The 20,702-nt window shown below is 69.8% G+C and carries 17 protein-coding genes and 1 tRNA gene; 8 read left to right on the top strand and 10 right to left on the bottom strand.

Annotation, left to right across the window (positions count from 1 at the left end):
* Positions 1 to 155: 155 nt before the first annotated feature.
* Positions 156 to 569, top strand: a complete 414-nt coding sequence (locus tag ACWCP6_RS09550) for a pyridoxamine 5'-phosphate oxidase family protein (protein ID WP_450931795.1) — start codon at positions 156 to 158, stop codon at positions 567 to 569.
* A 146-nt stretch (positions 570 to 715) separates the two neighbouring features.
* On the opposite strand, the gene ACWCP6_RS09545 is transcribed toward ACWCP6_RS09550, so the two are convergent.
* Positions 716 to 1,054: a hypothetical protein gene (locus ACWCP6_RS09545; protein WP_450931794.1), complete on the bottom strand. Its 339-nt coding sequence runs from the start codon at positions 1,052 to 1,054 to the stop codon at positions 716 to 718.
* Positions 1,055 to 1,376: 322 nt separating this feature from the next.
* Between ACWCP6_RS09545 and ACWCP6_RS09540 the strand changes: the two genes are divergently transcribed.
* Positions 1,377 to 2,360, top strand: coding sequence for a helix-turn-helix transcriptional regulator (locus tag ACWCP6_RS09540; protein ID WP_450931793.1), 984 nt, complete (start codon positions 1,377 to 1,379; stop codon positions 2,358 to 2,360).
* Positions 2,361 to 2,384: 24 nt separating this feature from the next.
* On the top strand, positions 2,385 to 3,368 hold the full coding sequence (locus ACWCP6_RS09535; RefSeq protein WP_450931792.1) for a LuxR C-terminal-related transcriptional regulator: 984 nt from the start codon (positions 2,385 to 2,387) through the stop codon (positions 3,366 to 3,368).
* 93 nt (positions 3,369 to 3,461) lie between these two features.
* Here ACWCP6_RS09535 and ACWCP6_RS09530 read toward each other — a convergent pair whose 3' ends face one another.
* The 4 genes from ACWCP6_RS09530 to dnaK are packed head-to-tail and all read right to left on the bottom strand — an operon-like array spanning position 3,462 to position 7,658.
* Positions 3,462 to 3,914: a heat shock protein transcriptional repressor HspR gene (locus tag ACWCP6_RS09530; RefSeq protein WP_450931791.1), complete on the bottom strand. Its 453-nt coding sequence runs from the start codon at positions 3,912 to 3,914 to the stop codon at positions 3,462 to 3,464.
* 4 nt (positions 3,915 to 3,918) lie between these two features.
* Positions 3,919 to 5,103, bottom strand: coding sequence for a molecular chaperone DnaJ (gene dnaJ / locus ACWCP6_RS09525; protein WP_450931790.1), 1,185 nt, complete (start codon positions 5,101 to 5,103; stop codon positions 3,919 to 3,921).
* 33 nt (positions 5,104 to 5,136) lie between these two features.
* Positions 5,137 to 5,811 carry a nucleotide exchange factor GrpE gene (gene grpE, locus ACWCP6_RS09520; RefSeq protein WP_450931789.1) on the bottom strand — a complete coding sequence of 225 codons (675 nt, stop codon included), beginning with the start codon at positions 5,809 to 5,811 and terminating at the stop codon, positions 5,137 to 5,139.
* Positions 5,808 to 7,658 carry a molecular chaperone DnaK gene (dnaK, locus tag ACWCP6_RS09515; protein WP_450931788.1) on the bottom strand — a complete coding sequence of 617 codons (1,851 nt, stop codon included), beginning with the start codon at positions 7,656 to 7,658 and terminating at the stop codon, positions 5,808 to 5,810. Before dnaK ends, grpE begins: the two co-directional genes overlap by 4 nt.
* 238 nt (positions 7,659 to 7,896) lie before the next feature.
* Between dnaK and hrpA the strand changes: the two genes are divergently transcribed.
* From hrpA to ACWCP6_RS09500, 3 genes are all read left to right on the top strand, one after another.
* A complete protein-coding gene (hrpA, locus tag ACWCP6_RS09510; RefSeq protein ID WP_450931787.1) occupies positions 7,897 to 11,850 on the top strand; it encodes an ATP-dependent RNA helicase HrpA in 3,954 nt (1,317 codons plus the stop codon).
* A 129-nt stretch (positions 11,851 to 11,979) separates the two neighbouring features.
* Positions 11,980 to 12,054 (top strand) — tRNA-Asp (locus tag ACWCP6_RS09505).
* Between the two features lie 609 nt (positions 12,055 to 12,663).
* Complete coding sequence (locus tag ACWCP6_RS09500) at positions 12,664 to 12,852, top strand: DUF6274 family protein (protein WP_450931786.1); 189 nt, start codon at positions 12,664 to 12,666, stop codon at positions 12,850 to 12,852.
* Between the two features lie 503 nt (positions 12,853 to 13,355).
* Here the strand turns inward: ACWCP6_RS09500 and bldC are convergent.
* Together bldC and ACWCP6_RS09490 are read right to left on the bottom strand one after the other, a co-directional pair.
* The gene (gene bldC, locus ACWCP6_RS09495) at positions 13,356 to 13,562 is read right to left on the bottom strand and encodes a developmental transcriptional regulator BldC (protein ID WP_003949541.1); all 207 of its coding nucleotides are present in this window, start codon (positions 13,560 to 13,562) and stop codon (positions 13,356 to 13,358) included.
* 553 nt (positions 13,563 to 14,115) lie between these two features.
* Positions 14,116 to 14,958 carry a hypothetical protein gene (locus ACWCP6_RS09490; protein WP_450931785.1) on the bottom strand — a complete coding sequence of 281 codons (843 nt, stop codon included), beginning with the start codon at positions 14,956 to 14,958 and terminating at the stop codon, positions 14,116 to 14,118.
* 213 nt (positions 14,959 to 15,171) lie between these two features.
* Between ACWCP6_RS09490 and ACWCP6_RS09485 the strand changes: the two genes are divergently transcribed.
* Together ACWCP6_RS09485 and ACWCP6_RS09480 are read left to right on the top strand one after the other, a co-directional pair.
* Positions 15,172 to 16,254, top strand: a complete 1,083-nt coding sequence (locus ACWCP6_RS09485) for a Leu/Phe/Val dehydrogenase (RefSeq protein ID WP_450931784.1) — start codon at positions 15,172 to 15,174, stop codon at positions 16,252 to 16,254.
* Between the two features lie 289 nt (positions 16,255 to 16,543).
* Positions 16,544 to 16,810 (top strand): DUF3073 domain-containing protein, encoded by a 267-nt coding sequence (locus ACWCP6_RS09480; RefSeq protein ID WP_450931783.1) that lies wholly within the window; start codon positions 16,544 to 16,546, stop codon positions 16,808 to 16,810.
* 137 nt (positions 16,811 to 16,947) lie between these two features.
* Here ACWCP6_RS09480 and purM read toward each other — a convergent pair whose 3' ends face one another.
* The 3 genes from purM to ACWCP6_RS09465 form a co-directional block, all read right to left on the bottom strand.
* Complete coding sequence (gene purM / locus ACWCP6_RS09475; protein ID WP_450931782.1) at positions 16,948 to 18,015, bottom strand: phosphoribosylformylglycinamidine cyclo-ligase; 1,068 nt, start codon at positions 18,013 to 18,015, stop codon at positions 16,948 to 16,950.
* 93 nt (positions 18,016 to 18,108) lie between these two features.
* Positions 18,109 to 19,635 (bottom strand): amidophosphoribosyltransferase, encoded by a 1,527-nt coding sequence (gene purF / locus ACWCP6_RS09470; RefSeq protein WP_450931781.1) that lies wholly within the window; start codon positions 19,633 to 19,635, stop codon positions 18,109 to 18,111.
* Positions 19,636 to 19,803: 168 nt separating this feature from the next.
* Entirely contained in the window at positions 19,804 to 20,631 is an 828-nt protein-coding gene (locus ACWCP6_RS09465) for an META domain-containing protein (RefSeq protein ID WP_450931780.1), read from the bottom strand.
* Positions 20,632 to 20,702 lie beyond the last annotated feature (71 nt).

Raw genomic sequence — 20,702 nt, 5'->3', positions numbered from 1 at the left:
TCCGCTCGCTCCTCCTGCCTGTGTCGCACATCCGGTCACGGCCGGTCACCTCCGGACCGGCGCACTTCCTGCCTCTGACTCAACCAACGTACACAAAGTTGAGCCTATTCCACTCAAGGCAGGAACGGAAAGCGATACCGGCTAAGTTCCGGACCATGACCTCGTACGCGATCGACCCACGGAACCCCGACCCCGCCTACCTCGGATTCTGGCGGGAACGGCACCTGTGCACCCTGACCACCCTGCGCCCCGACGGGACGCCGCACGTGGTGCCGGTCGGCGTGACCTACGACCCCGCGGCCGGACTCGCGCGGGTGATCACGAACAACTCCAGCTCCAAGATCGCCCACATTCTCGCGGCCGGCCCCGACGGCGCGCGGGTCGCGGTGTGCCAGGTCGACGGGGGCCGGTGGGCGACGCTGGAGGGTCGCGCCGTCGTACGGACGGAGCCGGAGCCGATAGCGGACGCGGTGCGGCGCTACGCGGAGCGCTACGGGCGCACGCCCGGGCCGAATCCGAACCGCGTACTGATCGAGATAGCCCTGACGGCCGCGATGGGCCGGGGCTAGCCGGGAGCGGGGCCGGCCAGGGGGCGGGGCGCCCCGCGGACCGGACCAGATCCGGAAACGGCAGCGGCGCCACCGTGTTCAGGTCCACGGTGGCGCCGCTGCTGGGGGGAAGCGCCTGAGCGATCTACAACGACGGGGGAATCGCGTCAGGCACTGCGGGGGGTGGCGGAGAGAGTTCGGGCGACGTCGGGAGCCTCCGGCTCGAGCTGCCGGTGGTCCCGCTGGTCGAGGTTCACAAAGATCATTCCGTAGCGAACGGCGCAGCGCACGGGCTGCGGGGCTCCGCGGGGCCGTCGCAGGCACCGGTACGCCCGGACATCCCCGTCCTCGTCCCGCGCGACGACGATCGGCTCGCCGAAGAGCGTGACCATCAGCGAGTCTCCGCCGTAGGGGATCGCGGTGACGAGATCGATGAAGTGCCAGCCGGAACGGTAGGCGGTGGCCATTTCACGACGGAAGGAGCGGTCGTCGGGGGGCGTGGTCATGTGCCCGATCCCGTCGGAGCGATGATGCCCCAGGCAACGTCCCCAGCAGCGGTCTCAGTCGCCCCGCTGTGCGTGCCCGTTACAGCCGACCCCCAGGCGACGTCGCCGGGTTCGGCGCTACCGGCGGTGCCCAGCACCACTGCAACAGCAACGACCGCCGCCGCAAGCACTGAGCGAAGCATTCTCTTCCGCATGTCGGCTTCGTCCTTACTTGATGGCTTCTTCTCCCCCGCAACACAGACGATGACTCATTCAGGCACGTCGAGACCACAGGGTCGATGCATCATGTTCCTGCACGTTCAGGACCCTGGGGGGTGGAGATTTGCCCACAAAGAGCACAAAACCGACACATCCTCATCCTGTCACTGATCTGTGCGATGAAGGCGCACGTCTTTACGCCACTGCGCTGAGCTCCGGACGCATCTCCCGGGCCGAGGTCGACCCCGCCCCCTGCCTGTTGGAATTCGCCCTGCTCCACCCGGATCCGGACGACGCCAACTGGCTGCGCCCGGTTCCGCCTTCGGTGGTGCTGGCCCAGCGGCTCCAGCCCATAGAACGCGAGATCCAGGAACGACGGCGGCTCTCCATCGACCTCGCCGATGCTTTTCAGCCGTTCCTCGCCATCAGTGCCCAGAAGCCGCCGACCACACACGCCATCACTGTGCTCGAGGGATTCAGCCGGATCAACGCGGCGCTCGACGTGGCCATAGCCGAGAGCCGGACGGAAGTCCTCACCGTGCAGCCGGGGGGCGGCCGGTCCGAGCATCTGCTGAGCCAGGCCCTCAAGCGCAGTAAACCCCTGATAGAGCGCGGGATCTCCGTACGCACCCTGTACCAGCACACCGTCCGGTACAGCCAGAGCACCTTTGCGTACATGGACAAGATGGCAGGTGCAAAGATAGAGATCCGCACGCTCGAGGAGCTGATCGAGCGGCTGATCATCTGCGACCACACCGTCGCCTTCATCCCCGCCCAGGCCGACGACACGGTGGCCCTGGAACTCCGGCACCCCGGCCTCGTGCAGTACCTCATCAAGGTCTTCGAGCACCTGTGGCACCGGGCGACCCCGCTCCAGGACGAACTCCCCTACGTCTCCACCCCCGACGGCATCACCGGTGTCCAACGGTCCATCGCCAAGCTCCTCATCGAAGGCCATGTCGACGAGGCGATCGCCCGCCGGCTCGGCATGAACGTCCGGACCTGCCGCGCGCACATCGCCAAGCTCGCCGCCGCCCTGGGCAGCGGAAGCCGGGCGCAGCTCGGCTACTTGATCGCGCAGTCGGGAATCCTGGACCAGGACAGCTGAGCGGGTGCGGGAGGAGCCGGAACGTTGACCGCTGAGCCGCATGCACACGGTGTGGAGGAGCTGTGCGAGGCGGGCTCGACCCTGTACGTCCGCGCCCTGCGCGAGGGCCGCGTACGGCGGGAGGAGGCCGCCCCCGCTCCCTGCCTGATCGACTTCGGGCTGCTGCACCCGGACGTCGAGGACATGCACTGGCTCCTGCCCACGGCCCCCGCCGTGGCGCTGCCGAAGCTCCTCCGGGCCATGGAGGAGGACATCGCGCACCAGCGCCGCAGGGAGACCAGGCTGGCCGAGCAGTTCGAGCCGCTGCTGCACCTCGGGCCCGCGTCCGCCGCGCTCCCGCCGGCCCCCTCGTCCGTGCTCACGGTGCTGCTCGGGTTCCGCCGCATCGACGCCGCCCTCTCGCACGCGGCCTCCGAGGCGACCCACGAGCTGCTCACCATCCAGCCGGGCGGCAACCGCCCCGCCGAACAGCTGGGCAGCGCGCTGCCCCGGGAACAGGCGCTGCTCGCCCGCGGGGCCCGTATGCGCACGCTCTACCAGCACACGTCCCGCTACTCGCCGGCCGTCCTCGGCCACTACGAGCAGCTGCACGGCGACGTGGAGGTCCGCACGCTGGACGAGGTGACGGAACGTCTCGTCGTCTTCGACCGCACCGTCGCCTTCATCCCCGCCGCCGCCGACCGGACGGTCGCCCTGGAGGTACGCCACCCGGCCCTGGTCTCCTTCCTGGCCACGGCCTTCGAACGCCTGTGGCACCTCGCCACTCCGATGTGGCCCCGGGCCGCCCAGGAGCCCTCGGCCAACGGCATCACGACCCGCCAGGCCACCATCGCCAGGCTCCTGGTCGAAGGCCTCACCGACGAGAAGATCGCCGCCCGTCTGGGCATGAACGTCCGCACCGTCCGCGTCCACATCGCCAAGCTCGCGGCGGTCCTGGGCAGCGGAAGCCGTGCCCAGCTCGGCTATCTGATAGGGCAGTCGGGAATTCTCAGACGCAACGACTACTAGACCGGCGGGCGGATAGACCGCCGGGCGGGCCGGCGCGGACGTGCGAAGGGGCCGGGAGGCGTATCGCCTCCCGGCCCCTGTCACGCGCGACCGTCAGTCGGACTGCTGCCGCTTGGGCCGCCACACCACCAGCGCGCTGGTCTGCTGCATCTCCTGGTACGGGACCAGGTCACGCCGGTACGAGGCGTGCACCGCGGCCTCGCGCTGGCGTATGGCCGCCGCCGCGCCCTCGACGGCTGCCGAGAGCTCGGCGACCTTGGCCTGGAGAGCGGCGACCTGGTTCTCCAGTTCGATGATCCGCTTGATGCCGGCGAGGTTGATGCCCTCGGCCTGCGACAGCTGCTGCACCTGACGGAGCAGCTCGATGTCCCGGGCCGAGTAGCGCCGACCGCGTCCGGCGGTGCGGTCGGGGGAGACGAGGCCCAGCCTGTCGTACTGACGCAGCGTCTGCGGGTGCAGCCCCGACAGCTGGGCTGCCACCGAGATGACGTAGACCGGGGTCTCGTCCGTCAGCTCGTAGGGATTGTTGCGTCGACGGCTGTCCATGGCGTCATGCTCCCTTCGCGGCCTCGAAAAGCTCCGCCCGCGGGTTGTCGTCCGCGGTCGCCTCGCGGTACGCCTCCAGTGCGTCCCGCGCCTTGCCGGTCACGTCCCTCGGGACCGCGACCTCGACCGTGACCAGCAGGTCGCCCCGGGTGCCGTCCGTGCGGACCGCCCCCTTGCCACGGGCGCGCATGGTGCGGCCGTTGGGAGTGCCCGGGGGCAGCTTCAGGGTGACCGGAGGCCCGCCCAGGGTGGGCACCCGGACCTCGCCGCCCAGCGCCGCCTCCGCGAAGGTGACGGGCACCGTGACGGTGAGGTTGTCGCCCTTGCGCCCGAAGACCGGGTGGCTGTCCACATGGACGACCACATAGAGGTCTCCGGCCGGGCCGCCGCGCTCGCCCGGTGCGCCCTTGCCGCGCAGCCGGATGCGCTGACCGTCCGACACGCCCGCGGGGATGCGCACCTGCATGGTCCGGGACGACTGGGCGCGGCCCGAGCCCTTGCAGACGTCGCACGGCGTCTCCGCGATCAGCCCCCGGCCCTTGCAGTCCGGGCAGGGGTCGGTCAGCGAGAAGCCGCCGCCCGAGCCACGGGCCACCTGGCCGGTGCCGACGCAGGTCGGGCACACCCGCGGTGTGCCGTTCTTGTCGCCGGTGCCCGAGCAGGCCTTGCACGGCGCCTGCGACGACATGCGCAGCGGCACCGTGGCCCCGTCCACGGCTTCGGTGAAGCTCAGCGTGACCTCGGACTCGACGTCCTGGCCGCGCCGCGGCTGGGTGCGCGTACCCGCACCCGCGCCGCCGCGGTTGAACAGTCCCCCGAAGACGTCACCGATACCCCCGCCGAACCCTCCGCCGGCGGTCCCCCCGCCCCCGGCGTTGCCTCCGAAGAGGTCGCCGAGGTCGAAGTTGAAGGAACCGCCTCCGGAACCGGGTCCCGGCCGGAACCCGCCGCTGCCGAAGAGAGCACGCGCCTCGTCGTACTCCTTGCGCTTCTTCGGGTCGCCGAGGACGTCATTGGCCTCGGAGACCTCCTTGAAGCGCTCCTCGGCCCCGGCGTTGCCCTTGTTGGCGTCCGGGTGGAACTCGCGGGCGAGCTTCCGGTACGCCTTCTTGATCTCCGCCTCGGTGGCGTCCTTGGGGACGCCGAGGACCTTGTAGTAGTCCTTCTCGATGAAGTCCTTGGTGCTCATCCCCGACGTCCCTCCTTCCTCACGTGGTCAACGTCAGCCCTCGTCCGGGCCACCGTCGTCCTTGCCGTCCCTGTCCTGCTGGTCCGAGGAGGCCTCTTCGGCCTTCTCGGACTTGACCGTCTGCGCACCGGGCTGCGGTTCGGCCACGGCCACCCGCGCGGGGCGGATGGTGCGCTCCCCGATTCGGTACCCCGGCTGCAGAATCGCGACGCACGTCGTCTCGGTGACGTCCGGCGCGTAACTGTGCATCAGCGCCTCGTGGACCGTCGGGTCGAAGGGCTCGCCCTCCTTGCCGAACTGCTGCAGGCCCATCTTCGCCGCGACCGTCTCCAGGGATTCGGCCACCGACTTGAACCCGCCCACGAGCTCGCCGTGCTCCCGCGCGCGGCCGATGTCGTCCAGCACCGGCAGCAGTTCGGTGAGCAGGTTCGCGATGGCGATCTCGCGGACCGCGATGCGGTCCCGCTCCACGCGACGGCGGTAGTTCTGGAACTCGGCCTGGAGCCGCTGGAGGTCCGCCGTGCGCTCGTTCAGCGCCGTGCGCACCTGGTCCAGCTGAGCGGTCAGGCCGGCCGTCTGTGCCGCGTCCCCGGCCGGGGCCGCCCCCTCCTCCGCAGAGGGGGTGGCGGCCTTCGGCTCGGCGTCTTCAGAGGTGCCGCCGGAGGGGACGTCGGGCTTCTCCTCAAAACCCGGGGTCTCCTCCGTCACGCGGCACCGTCCTTACGGTCCTCGTCGACGATCTCGGCGTCGACGACGTCGTCGTCGGCCTTCGCCTGCTCGGCACCCGGGGCATCCTGGGCGCCGCCGGCGGCCTGGCCGGCCTGCGCGTCGGCGTACATGGCCTGGCCGAGCTTCTGCGAGACCGCGGCGACCTTCTCGGTGGCCGTACGGATCTCGGCCGTGTCCTCGCCCTTGAGCTTCTCCTTCAGCTCGGCGATGGCTTCCTCGACCTCGGTCTTGACCTCGCCCGGGACCTTGTCGTCGTTGTCCTTGAGGAACTTCTCCGTCTGGTAGACGAGCTGCTCGCCCTGGTTGCGGGTCTCGGCGGCCTCGCGGCGGCGGTGGTCCTCCTCCGCGTACTGCTCGGCCTCCTGGCGCATCCGGTCGACCTCGTCCTTCGGCAGCGAGGAGCCGCCGGTGACGGTCATCTTCTGCTCCTTGCCGGTGCCGAGGTCCTTCGCCGTGACGTGCATGATGCCGTTGGCGTCGATGTCGAAGGAGACCTCGATCTGCGGGACGCCACGCGGCGCCGGGGGCAGACCGGTCAGCTCGAACATGCCGAGCTTCTTGTTGTACGCCGCGATCTCGCGCTCGCCCTGGTAGACCTGGATCTGCACGGACGGCTGGTTGTCCTCGGCCGTCGTGAAGATCTCCGAACGCTTCGTCGGGATCGTCGTGTTGCGCTCGATCAGCTTGGTCATGATGCCGCCCTTGGTCTCGATACCGAGGGACAGCGGGGTCACGTCGAGGAGCAGGACGTCCTTGACCTCACCCTTGAGGACACCGGCCTGGAGCGAGGCGCCGATGGCGACGACCTCGTCCGGGTTCACGCCCTTGTTGGCCTCCTTGCCGCCGGTCAGCTCCTTGACGAGCTCGGCGACGGCGGGCATACGGGTGGAGCCACCGACCAGGACGACGTGGTCGATCTCGTTGATCGAGATGCCCGCGTCCTTGATGACGTTGTGGAACGGCGTCTTGCAGCGCTCCAGGAGGTCGGCCGTCAGCTGCTGGAACTGGGCGCGCGTGAGCTTCTCGTCCAGGTGCAGCGGGCCCTCGGCGGAGGCCGTGATGTAGGGCAGGTTGATCGAGGTCTCGGTGGACGAGGACAGCTCGATCTTCGCCTTCTCGGCGGCCTCGCGCAGACGCTGCAGGGCCATCTTGTCCTTGGCCAGGTCCACGCCGTGCGCGTTCAGGAACTGCTTGACCAGGTAGTCGACGACGCGCTGGTCCCAGTCGTCACCACCGAGGTGGTTGTCACCGTTGGTGGCCTTCACCTCGACGACGCCGTCGCCGATCTCCAGCAGCGAGACGTCGAAGGTGCCGCCACCGAGGTCGAAGACGAGGATCGTCTGGTCGTCCTTGTCGAGGCCGTACGCCAGGGCGGCGGCGGTCGGCTCGTTGACGATGCGCAGGACGTTCAGACCGGCGATCTCGCCGGCCTCCTTCGTGGCCTGACGCTCGGAGTCGTTGAAGTACGCCGGAACGGTGATGACCGCGTCGGTCACCTTCTCGCCCAGGTAGGACTCGGCGTCCCGCTTCAGCTTCTGCAGGATGAAGGCGCTCATCTGCTGCGGGTTGAAGTCCTTGCCGTCCAGGTTGATCTTCCAGTCGGTGCCCATGTGGCGCTTGACCGACCGGACGGTCCTGTCGACGTTGGTGACCGCCTGACGCTTGGCCACCTCACCGACGAGCACCTCACCGTTCTTGGCGAAGGCGACGACGGAAGGCGTGGTCCTGGCGCCCTCGGCGTTGGTGATGACGGTGGGCTCGCCGCCTTCGAGAACGCTGACGACGGAGTTAGTCGTGCCCAGGTCGATGCCGACCGCACGTGCCATTTCAAATCCTCCAGCAATACTTGAGTGGAACTCGCTCAAGGATGCACGACGGCCGCCGTCGGGTCAACAGACCTGAGTCGGTGCGACTCAACTTTTATGTGGCCCTTATCCGCGATAACCCTCTGACCTGCAAGAACAGCAGAGGGACCGGGTGCGCGCAGATGACCCGGGACCACCCGCACGGCGCACGCAAAAGCGTTCGCCACCGGTTTCCCGGAGGTGAGATCCTGGACCGCGTATGTCTACGCAGCCTGCCCCCGCCCTCGGCTCCCTCACCCCGCGCCTGTCCGAGCTCTCCCTGCGCGACGCGCAGCGCCTCGGCCGCAGGCTCGACGGCGCGCGCCGGATCCGCAAGCCCGAGGCCCAGGCGGCCGTCGTCGCCGAGATCGAGGGCGAGATCGCGAAGGCCGAGGCGCGCATCGCCGAGCGCGCCGCTCGTGTGCCCGCGGTCACCTACCCCGAGCAACTGCCGGTCAGCCAGAAGAAGGACGAGATCCTGGCGGCGATACGCGACCACCAGGTCGTGATCGTCGCGGGCGAGACCGGCTCCGGAAAGACCACGCAGATCCCCAAGATCTGTCTGGAACTCGGCCGTGGGGTACGCGGCATGATCGGCCATACGCAGCCGCGCCGCATCGCCGCCCGCACGGTGGCCGAGCGCGTCGCCGAGGAGATGGACACCCCGCTCGGCGAGGCGGTCGGCTGGAAGGTCCGCTTCACCGACCAGGTGGGCCCCGGCACCTTCGTCAAGCTGATGACCGACGGCATCCTGCTCGCGGAGATCCAGACGGACCGCGAGCTGCGCGCGTACGACACGATCATCATCGACGAGGCCCACGAGCGGTCCCTCAACATCGACTTCCTGCTGGGCTACCTGGCCCAGCTCCTGCCCAGACGCCCCGACCTGAAGGTCGTCATCACCTCGGCGACCATCGACCCGGAGCGCTTCTCGCGCCACTTCGGGGACGCGCCGATCGTCGAGGTCAGCGGGCGCACGTATCCCGTGGAGGTGCGCTACCGCCCCCTCCTGGAGGAGGACTCCGAGGACGCCGACCGCGACCAGATCACCGCGATCGTGGAGGCCGTCGACGAGCTGACGGCCGAGGGCCCGGGCGACATCCTGGTCTTCCTCTCCGGGGAGCGCGAGATCCGCGACACCGCGGACGCGCTGGAGAAGAAGCTGGCCCGCGCCGGGGCCGCCGTCCGGCAGACCACCGAGATCCTGCCCCTGTACGCGCGCCTCTCGCACGCCGAGCAGCACCGCGTCTTCCAGCCGCACACGGGCCGCCGCGTCGTCCTCGCCACGAACGTCGCCGAGACGTCGCTGACCGTCCCCGGCATCAAGTACGTCATCGATCCGGGCACCGCCCGCATCTCCCGGTACAGCCACCGCACCAAGGTGCAGCGGCTGCCCATCGAGGCGATCTCGCAGGCCAGCGCCAACCAGCGCAAGGGCCGCTGCGGCCGCACATCGGACGGCATCTGCATCCGGCTCTACAGCGAGGACGACTTCGTCTCCCGCCCGGAGTTCACGGACGCCGAGATCCTCCGCACGAACCTCGCCTCCGTCATCCTCCAGATGACCGCGGCCGGCCTCGGCGCCATCGAGAAGTTCCCCTTCATCGACCCGCCGGACCACCGCAACATCCGCGACGGCATCCAGCTCCTCCAGGAGCTGGGCGCGTTGGACCCCGCCCAGAAGGACGTGCGCAAGCGCCTCACGCCGCTCGGCCGCAAACTCGCCCAGCTGCCCGTCGACCCGCGGCTGGCCCGTATGGTCCTGGAGGCCGACAGCAACGGCTGCGTCCGCGAGGTCATGGTGATCGCCGCCGCGCTGTCCATCCAGGACCCGCGCGAACGCCCCGCCGACAAGCAGACCCAGGCCGACCAGCAGCACGCCCGCTTCAAGGACGAGACCTCCGACTTCCTCGCCTACCTCAACCTCTGGCGCTACGTCCGCGAGCAGCAGCGGGAGCGCGGCTCGTCGTCCTTCCGCCGGATGTGCAAGCAGGAGTACCTCAACTTCCTGCGCATCCGCGAATGGCAGGACATCTACTCGCAGCTGCGCACCGTCGCGAAGGGCATGGGCATCCACCTCAGCGAGGAGGACGCGCCCGAGCAGCACATCCACACGTCGCTCCTCGCCGGCCTGCTCTCGCACATCGGTCTGAAGGACACCGAGAAGAACGAGTACCTGGGCGCCAGGGGCGCCAAGTTCGCGATCTTCCCCGGGTCCGCGCTGTTCAAGAAACAGCCCAAGGTCGTCATGTCGGCCGAGCTCGTGGAGACCTCCCGCCTCTGGGCGCGGGTCAACGCGAAGATCGAGCCCGAGTGGATCGAACCGCTCGCCCAGCACCTGCTCAAGCGCACCTACAGCGAGCCGCACTGGGAGAAGGACCAGGCCGCGGTGATGGCGTACGAGCGCGTCACCCTGTACGGCGTCCCGATCGTCGCGAACCGCAAGGTCAACTACGGCCGCATCGACCCCGAGGTCTCGCGCGAGCTCTTCATCCGCCATGCGCTCGTCGAGGGCGACTGGCGCACGCACCACAAGTTCTTCGCGGACAACCGCAGGCTGCTCACCGAGGTCGAGGAGCTGGAGCACCGGGCCCGGCGCCGCAACATCCTCGTCGACGACGAGACGCTCTTCGACTTCTACGACCAGCGGGTGCCCGAACACGTCGTGTCGGGCGCGCACTTCGACTCCTGGTGGAAGCACAAGCGGCACGAGCAGCCGGAGCTCCTCGACTTCGAGCGCGAGATGCTGATCCGCGAGTCGGCGGAGGCCGTCACCAAGGCGGACTACCCGGACTCGTGGCGGCAGGGGCCGCTGAAGTTCCGGGTGACCTACCAGTTCGAGCCGGGGGCGGACGCGGACGGCGTCACCGTCCACATCCCGCTCCAGGTGCTCAACCAGGTCACCGAAGAGGCCTTCGACTGGCAGATCCCGGGGCTCAGGGAAGAGGTCGTCACCGAGCTCATCCGGTCCCTGCCGAAGCCGGTCCGCCGCAACTACGTACCGGCGCCGAACTTCGCCAAGGCGTTCCTGGAGCGTGCGGTGCCCCAGCAGGAGCCGCTGACGGTCACGCTGGCGCGGGAGCTGAAGCGCATGGTCGGCACGCCGGTGGCGGCCGAGGACTTCGACTGGTCCAAGGTCCCCGACCATCTGCGGGTCACCTTCCGCATCGTCGACGAGCGGCGCAGGAAGCTGGCCGAGGACAAGGACCTGGAGGCGCTCAAGCTCCAGCTGAAGCCCAAGGCGCGCAAGGCGCTGTCCAAGGTGGCCGCGGCGACCGCCGAGCGGGCCGGCGGGGAGTCCCTGGAGCGCTCGGGCCTGACCGACTGGACCATCGGCGCCCTCAGCCGGGTCTTCGAGACCCGACGGGCGGGGCAGCCCGTCAAGGCGTACCCCGCCCTCGTCGACGACGGCGACACGGTCTCCGTGCGCCTGTTCGACACCGAGGCCGAGCAGGCCCTGGCGATGTGGAAGGGCACCCGTCGGCTGATCCTGCGCAACATCCCGGTGAACCCGGCGAAGTTCGCTTCGGACAAGCTCACCAACGCCCAGAAGCTGGCCCTGTCGGCGAATCCGCACGGCTCCGTCCAGGCCCTCTTCGAGGACTGCGCCATGGCGGCGGCGGACAAGCTGATCACGGACTTCGGCGGACCGGTGTGGGACGAGGAGTCCTACCGGAAGCTGTACGACAAGGTGCGCGCCGAGATCGTCGACACGACCGTGCGGGCGGTGGCCCAGGTCCAGCAGGTGCTGGCCGCCTGGCAGGCCTGCGAGCGGCGTCTGAAGGCGGCGAAGAGCCCGGTGCTGCTGGCGAACCTCACGGACGTGCGGGAGCAGTTGTCGGCCCTGGTGAAGCCGGGCTTCGTGACCGAGTCGGGGCTGCGCCGGCTGCCGGACCTGATGCGCTATCTGGTCGCCGCGGACCGGCGCCTCCAGCAGATGCCCACGGGCGTCCAGCGGGACACGACCCGTATGGAGAAGATCCACGAGATGCGCGACGAGTACGCATGGCTGCTGGAGCAGATGCCGCAGGGCCGGCCGGTACCACGGGAGGTCCTGGACATCCGCTGGATGATCGAGGAGCTTCGCGTCAGCTATTTCGCCCATGCGCTGGGCACGGCGTACCCGGTCTCGGACAAGCGGATCGTCAAGGCGATCGACGCGGCGGTGCCGTAACGGCCCGGTCGCCGACGGTGAGTTCGACCGCCGGGCCTGCACTGCTGTACAGTCTCATTCGCAGCCGGGCGCACAGCCCGGACACTGCGAAACTCCCCCGGTTCCTCAAGGATCCCGGGAGAGGCTCCTGGTCCTGTGGAGCAGTTTGGAGTGCTCGCCACCCTGTCAAGGTGGAGGCCGCGGGTTCAAATCCCGTCAGGACCGCATACGAAGACCCCCGTCCGCGCCGGACGGGGGTCTTCCTCGTGTGGGTGGCCGCAACCCTCGACACCGGGACCGGGACGGGCGCCCCCACGACGGACCGGCCCGGTGAACGGTCGCCGGCCGCACGGCAAGGGCGCCCGCCCCGCACGCGGGGGGCCACCGGCCGCACAAGAGGCTCTCGCACCCGGCCGCCGGACCTCCGCACGCCCGGCGCGTGGGAGGACCTCCGCCCAAGCCCCGGAAGGCCTGCCCCTGCCCCGGAAGACCGCCGCTCGCCGCTCCGGAGGCCGCCGGCTCGGACCTCGGGAGGAGCGCCCACCCCCGGGAAGACCGTTCTCCCGCCCCACGCGCGACCTCCACCCGAGCCGCAGAAACCCCTTCCCGCCCCACGGAAGGCCGCCCACCGCGCCGGGGCCACGCCCCGGTGCGGGAAAGGCCCCCGCCCGGTACGGAAACGCGACCGCGCGCTCCGGAATGCCCCCGCCCGTCACGGAAAAGACCTCGGACTTCCGGGGCTTGTTCGTTTCTCTGCGTCTTGACTCCGTCACATTCCGTCGGTAATCAGAATTCGAGGGCCGTTCTTCCGGCGGCGGCCCATGGAGGTGGCGCATGGCGGCGACCGCTCGGCACGAGACACGCGCACTTCTGCGGGCCCACCTGTCCGCCGCCTCCGGCTACCGCCATCTGACCCGGCACTGCCCCGTCTGTCATCACCTCCTCAGACTGGCACTGGAACCCGCCGTCGCCCCCGTGGAGGCCCCGGAGGCAGGCGGGGACGAAAGTCCTCCCCAGGGATGACCAAAGACGCCCTGCGGAGCCCTCGGTCGGTGCCAGGCTTGAAGGAGGGTCGGGTGCACGCGTCAGCGGTGTGACCGGTGTCACCGAACGAGTTTTGCGGAGTCCCGCACTTACACGCCCCCTACACCGGGTCAATTTAATATGTGCAATTGCACGTGAGAGGGAGGGTCCGGAGGCGCTGATCGCCGGCCTGCGGGACGGCCGCGGCACGAGCCCCGGACATCCACGGAACAGTCTCCGAACGGCCCGGGAGCGGCCCCCGAACGGCCCCTCGACGGGTCCTGGAAAAGGGGTGGACCGTTCCCGGGCGCGGGCCGGACCAGGGCATAAAAAGATCGCGCTGGACCCGGCGGAGTCCAGCGCGATCTACGACGCACCCTCTGAGCTTCTTCGGGCGTGGGACCTGTTGGGGCAGGACCCGCGTCGCGTGGAGCTTGTTCGCCGGGCACGGCACCGGGTTGGGGGACCCGGCAAGGCCCGACTCATGCGCGTTATGCGGTTGTTCAGGCCTCGCTGCGCTGCTGCGGAATGCCCGCGAGCAGTGCGCGGACCTCGGCTTCGCGGTAGCGGCGGTGCCCGCCGAGCGTGCGGATCGACGTGAGCTTGCCGGCCTTGGCCCAACGCGTGACCGTCTTCGGGTCGACGCGGAACATCGTGGCAACCTCAGCGGGGGTCAGCAGCGGCTCGGCATCAGGGGTGCGAGCGGTCATGAGCGGCCTCCTCGGGAGAACCGAATCCATCTCGGTTCTTTCCTCTAAATTCTGCACCTTGACCCGCGTTGCCCGAAATGGCGGACGCGAGTCGAGTCGGTTATAGGACGAACGGCTTGTCCTCGGCACTACAACTACACCATCTGTCCAGCCGCGTCGGCCAAACCGACGGAATTGCCCTCCCAGGTGTTCATCACCGACGGAAGCCGATGGACCATGCCATAGCGGACAGTCACGCCACTGTGACGATCAGTCACAGGGCGATCAGGAGTCCCAAGACCCCCCAGACAGTGCAATGCCGAGCTTTCCACCCATAGTTGGGCAGAAGGAGACCTCCCCGGGCTCCTTGTCCTATTTTGGCACGGCGAGGGGTGATCGACGCAAGGGAGTGGTTAGTGCGGTCCGTCACCCTTGGTCAGCCCTTGTGACATAAGGCACGGATGAGCCGTGTGACCCAGGGCACGCCGACCGCCGTCGGGGCAGGTCCCGACCCGGTGGCGTACATCATGAACGACCTTTGTGGCATACGGCACATGACGTACGTCACGCGACGTCAGCTCGCGGTCTGACGCCCCCGGACCGCCCGCCAGCGCTCCACGAGCCGGGCGTAGGCCTCACCGGCACCGGCCCCGTCGCCGTTGCGCAGCGCCTCGATGCCCTCGGCGACGTCGGCCGCGGAGTGGTCCCGGTCCAGGTCCTTCTCCGGCACGGCGTGCACCAGGCCGCCGTAGTCCAGCTCCACCAGGGAGCGCGGGTGGAACTCCTCCAGCCAGCGCCCCACGTCCAGCAGGCCATCGATGAGCGGGCCTTCGTCCAGGGCTTCCTTCAGCGCCTTCAGACCGCGCGCGACCCTCCGCCGCGCCTGCACCATCGGCGTGCGGTACCGCAGCATCGGCGGGGCCTCGGGCGTCCCCCGCTCGTAGCGGCGCTCCGCGTCCGACACCAGGACGAACCAGTTCAGCGGGATCTGCCAGGTCGCGGTGCGGATCCAGGGCCGGGCGTCCGGGTTGCGCTCGCGCCAGCGTTCGTAGTCGTCGGCCGCCTGCCGGCGCACCACCGGCGGCAGGACCGCGTCCAGGACCGGCGCCGGCAGCTGCCCGGTCAGCTCCCCCAGCGCCTGCCAGCCGCGCAGCCGGGTGCGCCAGGGGCAGACGTGCAGGACGCCCTCGACCTCGGCGACGAACGCGTCGTCGCTCTCGTGCACGGGCACCGGGACCGGCGGGGTCGGCAGCAAGTCGGCGAGCGAGCGGCGCAGTTCGTCCTGGTACGTCGGGCGGTCGGGGCGGCGCGCGTAGCGCGCCCAGTGGCTGCGCTCCGGCTCGGGGAAAGCCGCCAGAGGCTCGTACACGCGCAGGTACGACGCGTACGGCACGATCACCGAGGACACCTTGGGCACGCCAGCTCCCTCCCCCGCCGACCGGCTCGGAAACCCGGCGGGAAACACTGCAAATCGTGCCACGCCGGAGCCCCGCCGCACTCCGCGGGAAAGTGAACCCGGACGCTGATCGTCCGGCGGGCTCCAAAGGCTCTAGTCTCATGCTCAACGGAACCCGCCACCCTTACGGGACCGTGCCCCCGAATCGCCGCAACTTACCCAGGAGTCACCACCGTGACCGACGTAACCGCCGGCGTCCTGCACACCCTGTTCCACTCGGAGCAGGGAGGTCATGAGCAAGTCGTGCTGTGCCAGGACCGCGCCAGCGGCCTCAAGGCCGTTATCGCCATCCACTCCACCGCGCTGGGCCCCGCCCTCGGCGGCACCCGCTTCTACCCGTACGCCAACGAGGAGGACGCCGTCGCCGACGCGCTGAACCTCGCGCGCGGGATGTCCTACAAGAACGCCATGGCCGGGCTCGACCACGGCGGTGGCAAGGCCGTGATCATCGGGGATCCGGACCAGCTCAAGAGCGAGGAGCTGCTGCTGGCCTACGGCCGGTTCGTGGCCTCGCTGGGCGGCCGGTACGTCACCGCCTGCGACGTCGGCACCTATGTCGCCGACATGGACGTGGTCGCGCGCGAGTGCCGCTGGACCACGGGCCGCTCCCCGGAGAACGGCGGCGCCGGCGACTCCTCGGTGCTCACCGCCTTCGGTGTCTTCCAGGGCATGCGGGCCAGTGCCCAGCACCAGTGGGGCGACCCGACGCTGCGCGGCCGCAAGGTCGGCGTGGCGGGTGTCGGCAAGGTCGGGCACTACCTCGTGCAGCACCTGCTGGAGGACGGCGCCGAGGTCGTCGTCACCGATGTGCGGGCCGACGCGGTGCGCCGGATCACCGACGCGCACCCGGAGGTGAGGGTCGCCGCCGACACCGACGCGCTGATCCGCACCGAGGGCCTCGACGTGTACGCGCCGTGCGCGCTCGGCGGTGCACTGAACGACGAGACCGTCCCGGTGCTCACCGCGACGATCGTGTGCGGCGCGGCCAACAACCAGCTGGCGCACCCGGGCGTCGAGAAGGACCTCGCGGACCGCGGGATCCTCTATGCGCCGGACTACGTCGTCAACGCCGGCGGTGTCATCCAGGTCGCCGACGAGCTGCACGGCTTCGACTTCGACCGCTGCAAGGCGAAGGCGTCGAAGATCTTCGACACCACTCTGGCCATATTCGCTCGCGCGAAGGAAGACGGAATTCCGCCGGCCGCCGCGGCCGACCGGATCGCCGAACAGCGCATGGCGGAGGCGCGTCGTCACTGACGGGGACGGATCTTGACAGGGGCCCGTCGGCGTACGCGCGAGAGAAGACTCACGCCCGTCGGCGGGTCGCCCGCCAAGAAGAGGTTAAAATCGCAGCTGACCAGCGAGGACGGGGCTCCTCGAGGGTTCTGCGCCAAGGCGCGTCCTGCGGGCGACGTACCGTATGGGCGCGGAAGCAGGTACCGTTGAAGCCCTACGGACCGGGTTCTCTACGGAGAGTCCGTTCCAGATCATGAACGCGTGTCAAGACTCTGGGGCCGTCGAGCCCCGTCACCGAGGGGGTCGAGCCATGGGGCGCGGCCGGGCCAAGGCCAAGCAGACGAAGGTCGCCCGCCAGCTGAAGTACAACAGCGGCGGGACTGACCTGTCGCGTCTGGCCAACGAGCTGGGCGCATCGACGTCGAACCCGACTTCGAGCCAGCCGCCGAACGGCGAGCCGTTCGAGGACGACGACGAGGACGACGACCCGTACGCACGGTACGCGGATCTGTACAACGACGATGAGGACGATGAGGACGAAGAGTCCGGTCCCACGTCGCAGCGCCGCGGCGCTTGACCTCGCACCAGCATTCGCAGTTATCGCACATCGGCGGTACGCAACGGTTCGTATCCAGCGGCTTTCGTAGCGACTGCACCTCACCCGGTCCGGGCCTCAAAGCCGGACCGGGTTTCGTGCTGTCCGCCCCTCGGGGCTCAGGCCGCGTAGTCCCCGACGAGGGCCGCGCCCGTGGAGTGCTCGCCGCGGTCGGTGATCTCACCGGCCACCCAGGCGTCGACCCCACGGTCGGCGAGGGTGGCGAGTGCGACCTCCACCGACTCCTCGGGGAGGACCGCCATCATGCCGACGCCCATGTTCAGGGTCTTCTCCAGCTCCAGGCGCTCGACGTCGCCGGCCTTGCCGACGAGGTCGAAGACCGGGCCGGGCGTCCAGGTGGACCGGTCGACCACGGCGTGCAGTTCGTCGGGCACGACCCGGGCCAGGTTGGCCGCGAGACCGCCGCCGGTGATGTGCGAGAAGGCGTGCACCGGGGCCGTGCGGATGAGCGCCAGGCAGTCCAGCGAGTAGATCTTGGTGGGCTCCAGCAGCTCCTCGCCGAGGGTCCGGCCGAATTCCTCGACCTGCTGCTCCAGGCTCATGCGCGCGCGGTCGAGGAGCACGTGCCGCACCAGCGAGTACCCGTTGGAGTGAAGGCCGGACGACGCCATGGCGATCACCGCGTCACCCTTGCGGATGCGGTCGGGACCGAGCAGCCGGTCGGCCTCCACGACACCGGTGCCCGCACCCGCGACGTCGAAGTCGTCGGGACCCAGCAGGCCGGGGTGCTCGGCGGTCTCGCCGCCGACGAGGGCACAGCCCGCGAGGACGCAGCCCTCGGCGATGCCCTTCACGATCGCGGCGACCCGCTCCGGGTGGACCTTGCCGACGCAGATGTAGTCGGTCATGAAGAGCGGTTCGGCGCCGCACACCACGATGTCGTCCATGACCATGGCGACCAGGTCGTGGCCGATCGTGTCGTACACACCGAGCTGCCGGGCGATGTCGACCTTCGTGCCGACGCCGTCCGTCGCGGAGGCCAGCAGGGGGCGCTCGTAGTTCTTGAGGGCGGAGGCGTCGAAGAGGCCGGCGAAACCGCCGAGGCCGCCGAGGACCTCGGGACGCCGGGTCTTCCTCACCCACTCCTTCATCAGCTCGACGGCGCGGTCGCCCGCTTCGATGTCGACGCCCGCGCCTGCGTAGCTGGCACCAGTGGTCTCGCTCATGGGGTTGAGAGCTTTCGTGTCGTTACTACGGGACTGACCGGCACGTGCGGGATGTCCGTCCCGCCCTGTGGACACCGGTCGTACGGGCACCGTCTACGGGCGCCGGAGCGCGTCGGTCGCGGCCGTGTTGGCCGGGCCCGCCGCCAGCTCGGTCTCCAGGAGCTGCTTGCCGAGCAGCTCGGGGTCCGGGAGGTCCATCGGGTACTCGCCGTCGAAGCAGGCGCGGCACAGGTTCGGCTTGGCGATGGTGGTCGCCTCGATCATGCCGTCGATGGAGATGTAGGAGAGCGAGTCGGCACCCAGCGACTTGCCGATCTCGTCGACCGTCATGCCGTTGGCGATCAGCTCGGCGCGCGTCGCGAAGTCGATGCCGAAGAAGCAGGGCCACTTCACGGGCGGGGACGAGATGCGGATGTGCACCTCGGCCGCGCCCGCCTCGCGGAGCATGCGCACCAGCGCGCGCTGGGTGTTGCCGCGCACGATCGAGTCGTCGACCACGACCAGGCGCTTGCCCTTGATGACTTCCTTGAGCGGGTTCAGCTTCAGCCGGATGCCCAGCTGGCGGATGGTCTGCGAGGGCTGGATGAAGGTGCGTCCGACGTACGCGTTCTTCACCAGGCCGGCGCCGAAGGGGATGCCCGAGGCCTCCGCGTAGCCGATCGCGGCGGGGGTGCCGGACTCCGGCGTCGCTATCACCAGGTCGGCGTCGACGGGCGCTTCCTTGGCGAGCCTGCGGCCCATCTCGACGCGCGAGAGGTAGACGTTGCGGCCCGCGATGTCGGTGTCGGGACGCGCCAGGTACACGTACTCGAAGACACAGCCCTTGGGCCGCGCCTCCGCGAAGCGCGAGGTGCGCAGGCCGTTCTCGTCGATCGCGACGAACTCGCCCGGCTCGATCTCGCGCACGTAGCTCGCGCCGACGATGTCGAGCGCGGCCGACTCGGAGGCGACCACCCAGCCGCGCTCCAGGCGGCCGAGGACCAGCGGGCGGATGCCCTGCGGGTCGCGGGCGGCGTACAGGGTGTGCTCGTCCATGAAGACGAGCGAGAAGGCGCCCTTCACCTTGGGCAGCAGCGTGGCGGCCGCGTCCTCGATGGTCAGCGGCTTGCCGTCGTCGTCGGTCTGGCCGGCGAGCAGCGCGGTGACGAGGTCGGTGTCGTTGGTCGCCGCCACCTGCGTGGCGCGGCCGTTCTCCTTGGGGAGGGCCGCGACCATCTCGGCGAGCTCGGCCGTGTTGACCAGGTTGCCGTTGTGGCCGAGCGCGATGGAACCGTGCGCGGTGGCGCGGAACGTCGGCTGGGCGTTCTCCCACACGGAGGCCCCGGTGGTCGAGTAGCGGGCGTGACCGACCGCGATGTGACCCTGGAGGGAGCCGAGAGAGGTCTCGTCGAAGACCTGGGACACGAGGCCCATGTCCTTGAAGACGAGGATCTGGGAGCCGTTGCTGACCGCGATTCCCGCGGATTCCTGACCCCGATGCTGGAGGGCGTAGAGCCCGAAGTACGTGAGCTTGGCGACCTCTTCGCCCGGAGCCCAGACACCGAAGACGCCGCAAGCGTCCTGGGGGCCCTTTTCTCCGGGGAGCAGGTCGTGGCTGAGTCGTCCGTCACCACGTGGCACGGCACCGAGTGTAGGCGAGATCGACCACTGGTCCGAATTGGGGACGGACGGCATCGGGGCGGTCGTGCACACGGCGGGACCGCTGGTCGCAGGGGGTGACCGGGGGAAAGGGGCGGTCCGGCACCCCCTGCCGGAGGGCCCCGCCCCCCGACGTGACATTGAGCACCCTCACCCGGCGGCCGTGGCGCCGATCCCCGTGCCGTCCGCCGTGGTCAGCGTGAGGGTGCGGTGGTGCAGCTCGTAGGAGACGGCCTTGCCGCCGAAGAGCCGCAGCAGGGTGCGCTCGGTGTCCATCGCGGCCGCCGAGCACAGCTTCCGGGTGGTGACGGCCTTGCCGAAGGTGATGTGTCCCCGGCCGATCGTGGCACTGGCGTTGACCGTGTTGCAGCCGAGGCTGCCGTGCACGGAGCCGTTCCCTGTGAGGACGAGCTCGGCCTTGCCCCGGGCGGCCCTCGGCAGGGACTCGGCGACGCCGTGTGCGGTGATCGCGTCGATCGTCCAGGTGGTGCCGGTGAGCGGGGCGTCGCGTTCGGCGGTGAGGTCGACGTGGTCGCCCTTGCCGGTGGTGAGCGTCAGGCTCTTCGCCGTGGCCGCCACCTTCAGGGAGCCCGAGCCCAGGGAGCGGGCGAGGGTCTGCTCGAAGTCCATCGCGGACCTGCGGCAGGCCATCTGTGTGGAGACCGCCTTGCCGACGTCGAGGGTGCCGCCGTCCAGGGTGGCGTCCGCGCTGAAGCTGTTGCAGCCGTAGCTGCCGTGCGCGCGCCCCTTGCCGTCCAGCTGGACGTAGGCACCGGACGGCGCCCGGTGCGCGGTGCCGCCGACGGTGACGCTGTCGACGCGCCAGTGGACGCCGGCGACGGACGGCCTCGCTCCGTCCTGCGCGCCGGCGGGGCCGGAGCCTCCCGCTTTCTGGGTGCCGCAGGCCGCCATGAGCGGGAGCAGGGCGAGTGCGGTGAGGGTCAGACGCTGCTTGTGCATGCCGGTGGGACGGGACATACCGGCGGATCGGTTCCCTGCGTACTCCGGTCGGGGGACGTACCGGGCGGATCGGCGGCCGTCCCGCGGCC

The sequence above is a fragment of the Streptomyces sp. NPDC002004 genome (assembly GCF_053593975.1).
This window is presented reverse-complemented; position numbering and strand designations above follow the sequence as displayed.

What these genes read in the sequence shown, in the direction of transcription:
- hrpA (WP_450931787.1), top strand. Translation starts at nt 7,897, where the DNA reads ATGTCTACGCAGCCTGCCCCCGCCCTCGGCTCCCTCACCCCGCGCCTG.
- ACWCP6_RS09550 (WP_450931795.1), top strand. Translation starts at nt 156, where the DNA reads ATGACCTCGTACGCGATCGACCCACGGAACCCCGACCCCGCCTACCTC.
- bldC (WP_003949541.1), bottom strand. Translation starts at nt 13,562, where the DNA reads ATGACCGCTCGCACCCCTGATGCCGAGCCGCTGCTGACCCCCGCTGAG.
- dnaJ (WP_450931790.1), bottom strand. Translation starts at nt 5,103, where the DNA reads ATGAGCACCAAGGACTTCATCGAGAAGGACTACTACAAGGTCCTCGGC.
- ACWCP6_RS09465 (WP_450931780.1), bottom strand. Translation starts at nt 20,631, where the DNA reads ATGTCCCGTCCCACCGGCATGCACAAGCAGCGTCTGACCCTCACCGCA.
- ACWCP6_RS09500 (WP_450931786.1), top strand. Translation starts at nt 12,664, where the DNA reads ATGGCGGCGACCGCTCGGCACGAGACACGCGCACTTCTGCGGGCCCAC.
- ACWCP6_RS09545 (WP_450931794.1), bottom strand. Translation starts at nt 1,054, where the DNA reads ATGACCACGCCCCCCGACGACCGCTCCTTCCGTCGTGAAATGGCCACC.
- dnaK (WP_450931788.1), bottom strand. Translation starts at nt 7,658, where the DNA reads ATGGCACGTGCGGTCGGCATCGACCTGGGCACGACTAACTCCGTCGTC.
- ACWCP6_RS09480 (WP_450931783.1), top strand. Translation starts at nt 16,544, where the DNA reads ATGGGGCGCGGCCGGGCCAAGGCCAAGCAGACGAAGGTCGCCCGCCAG.
- purM (WP_450931782.1), bottom strand. Translation starts at nt 18,015, where the DNA reads ATGAGCGAGACCACTGGTGCCAGCTACGCAGGCGCGGGCGTCGACATC.
- ACWCP6_RS09530 (WP_450931791.1), bottom strand. Translation starts at nt 3,914, where the DNA reads ATGGACAGCCGTCGACGCAACAATCCCTACGAGCTGACGGACGAGACC.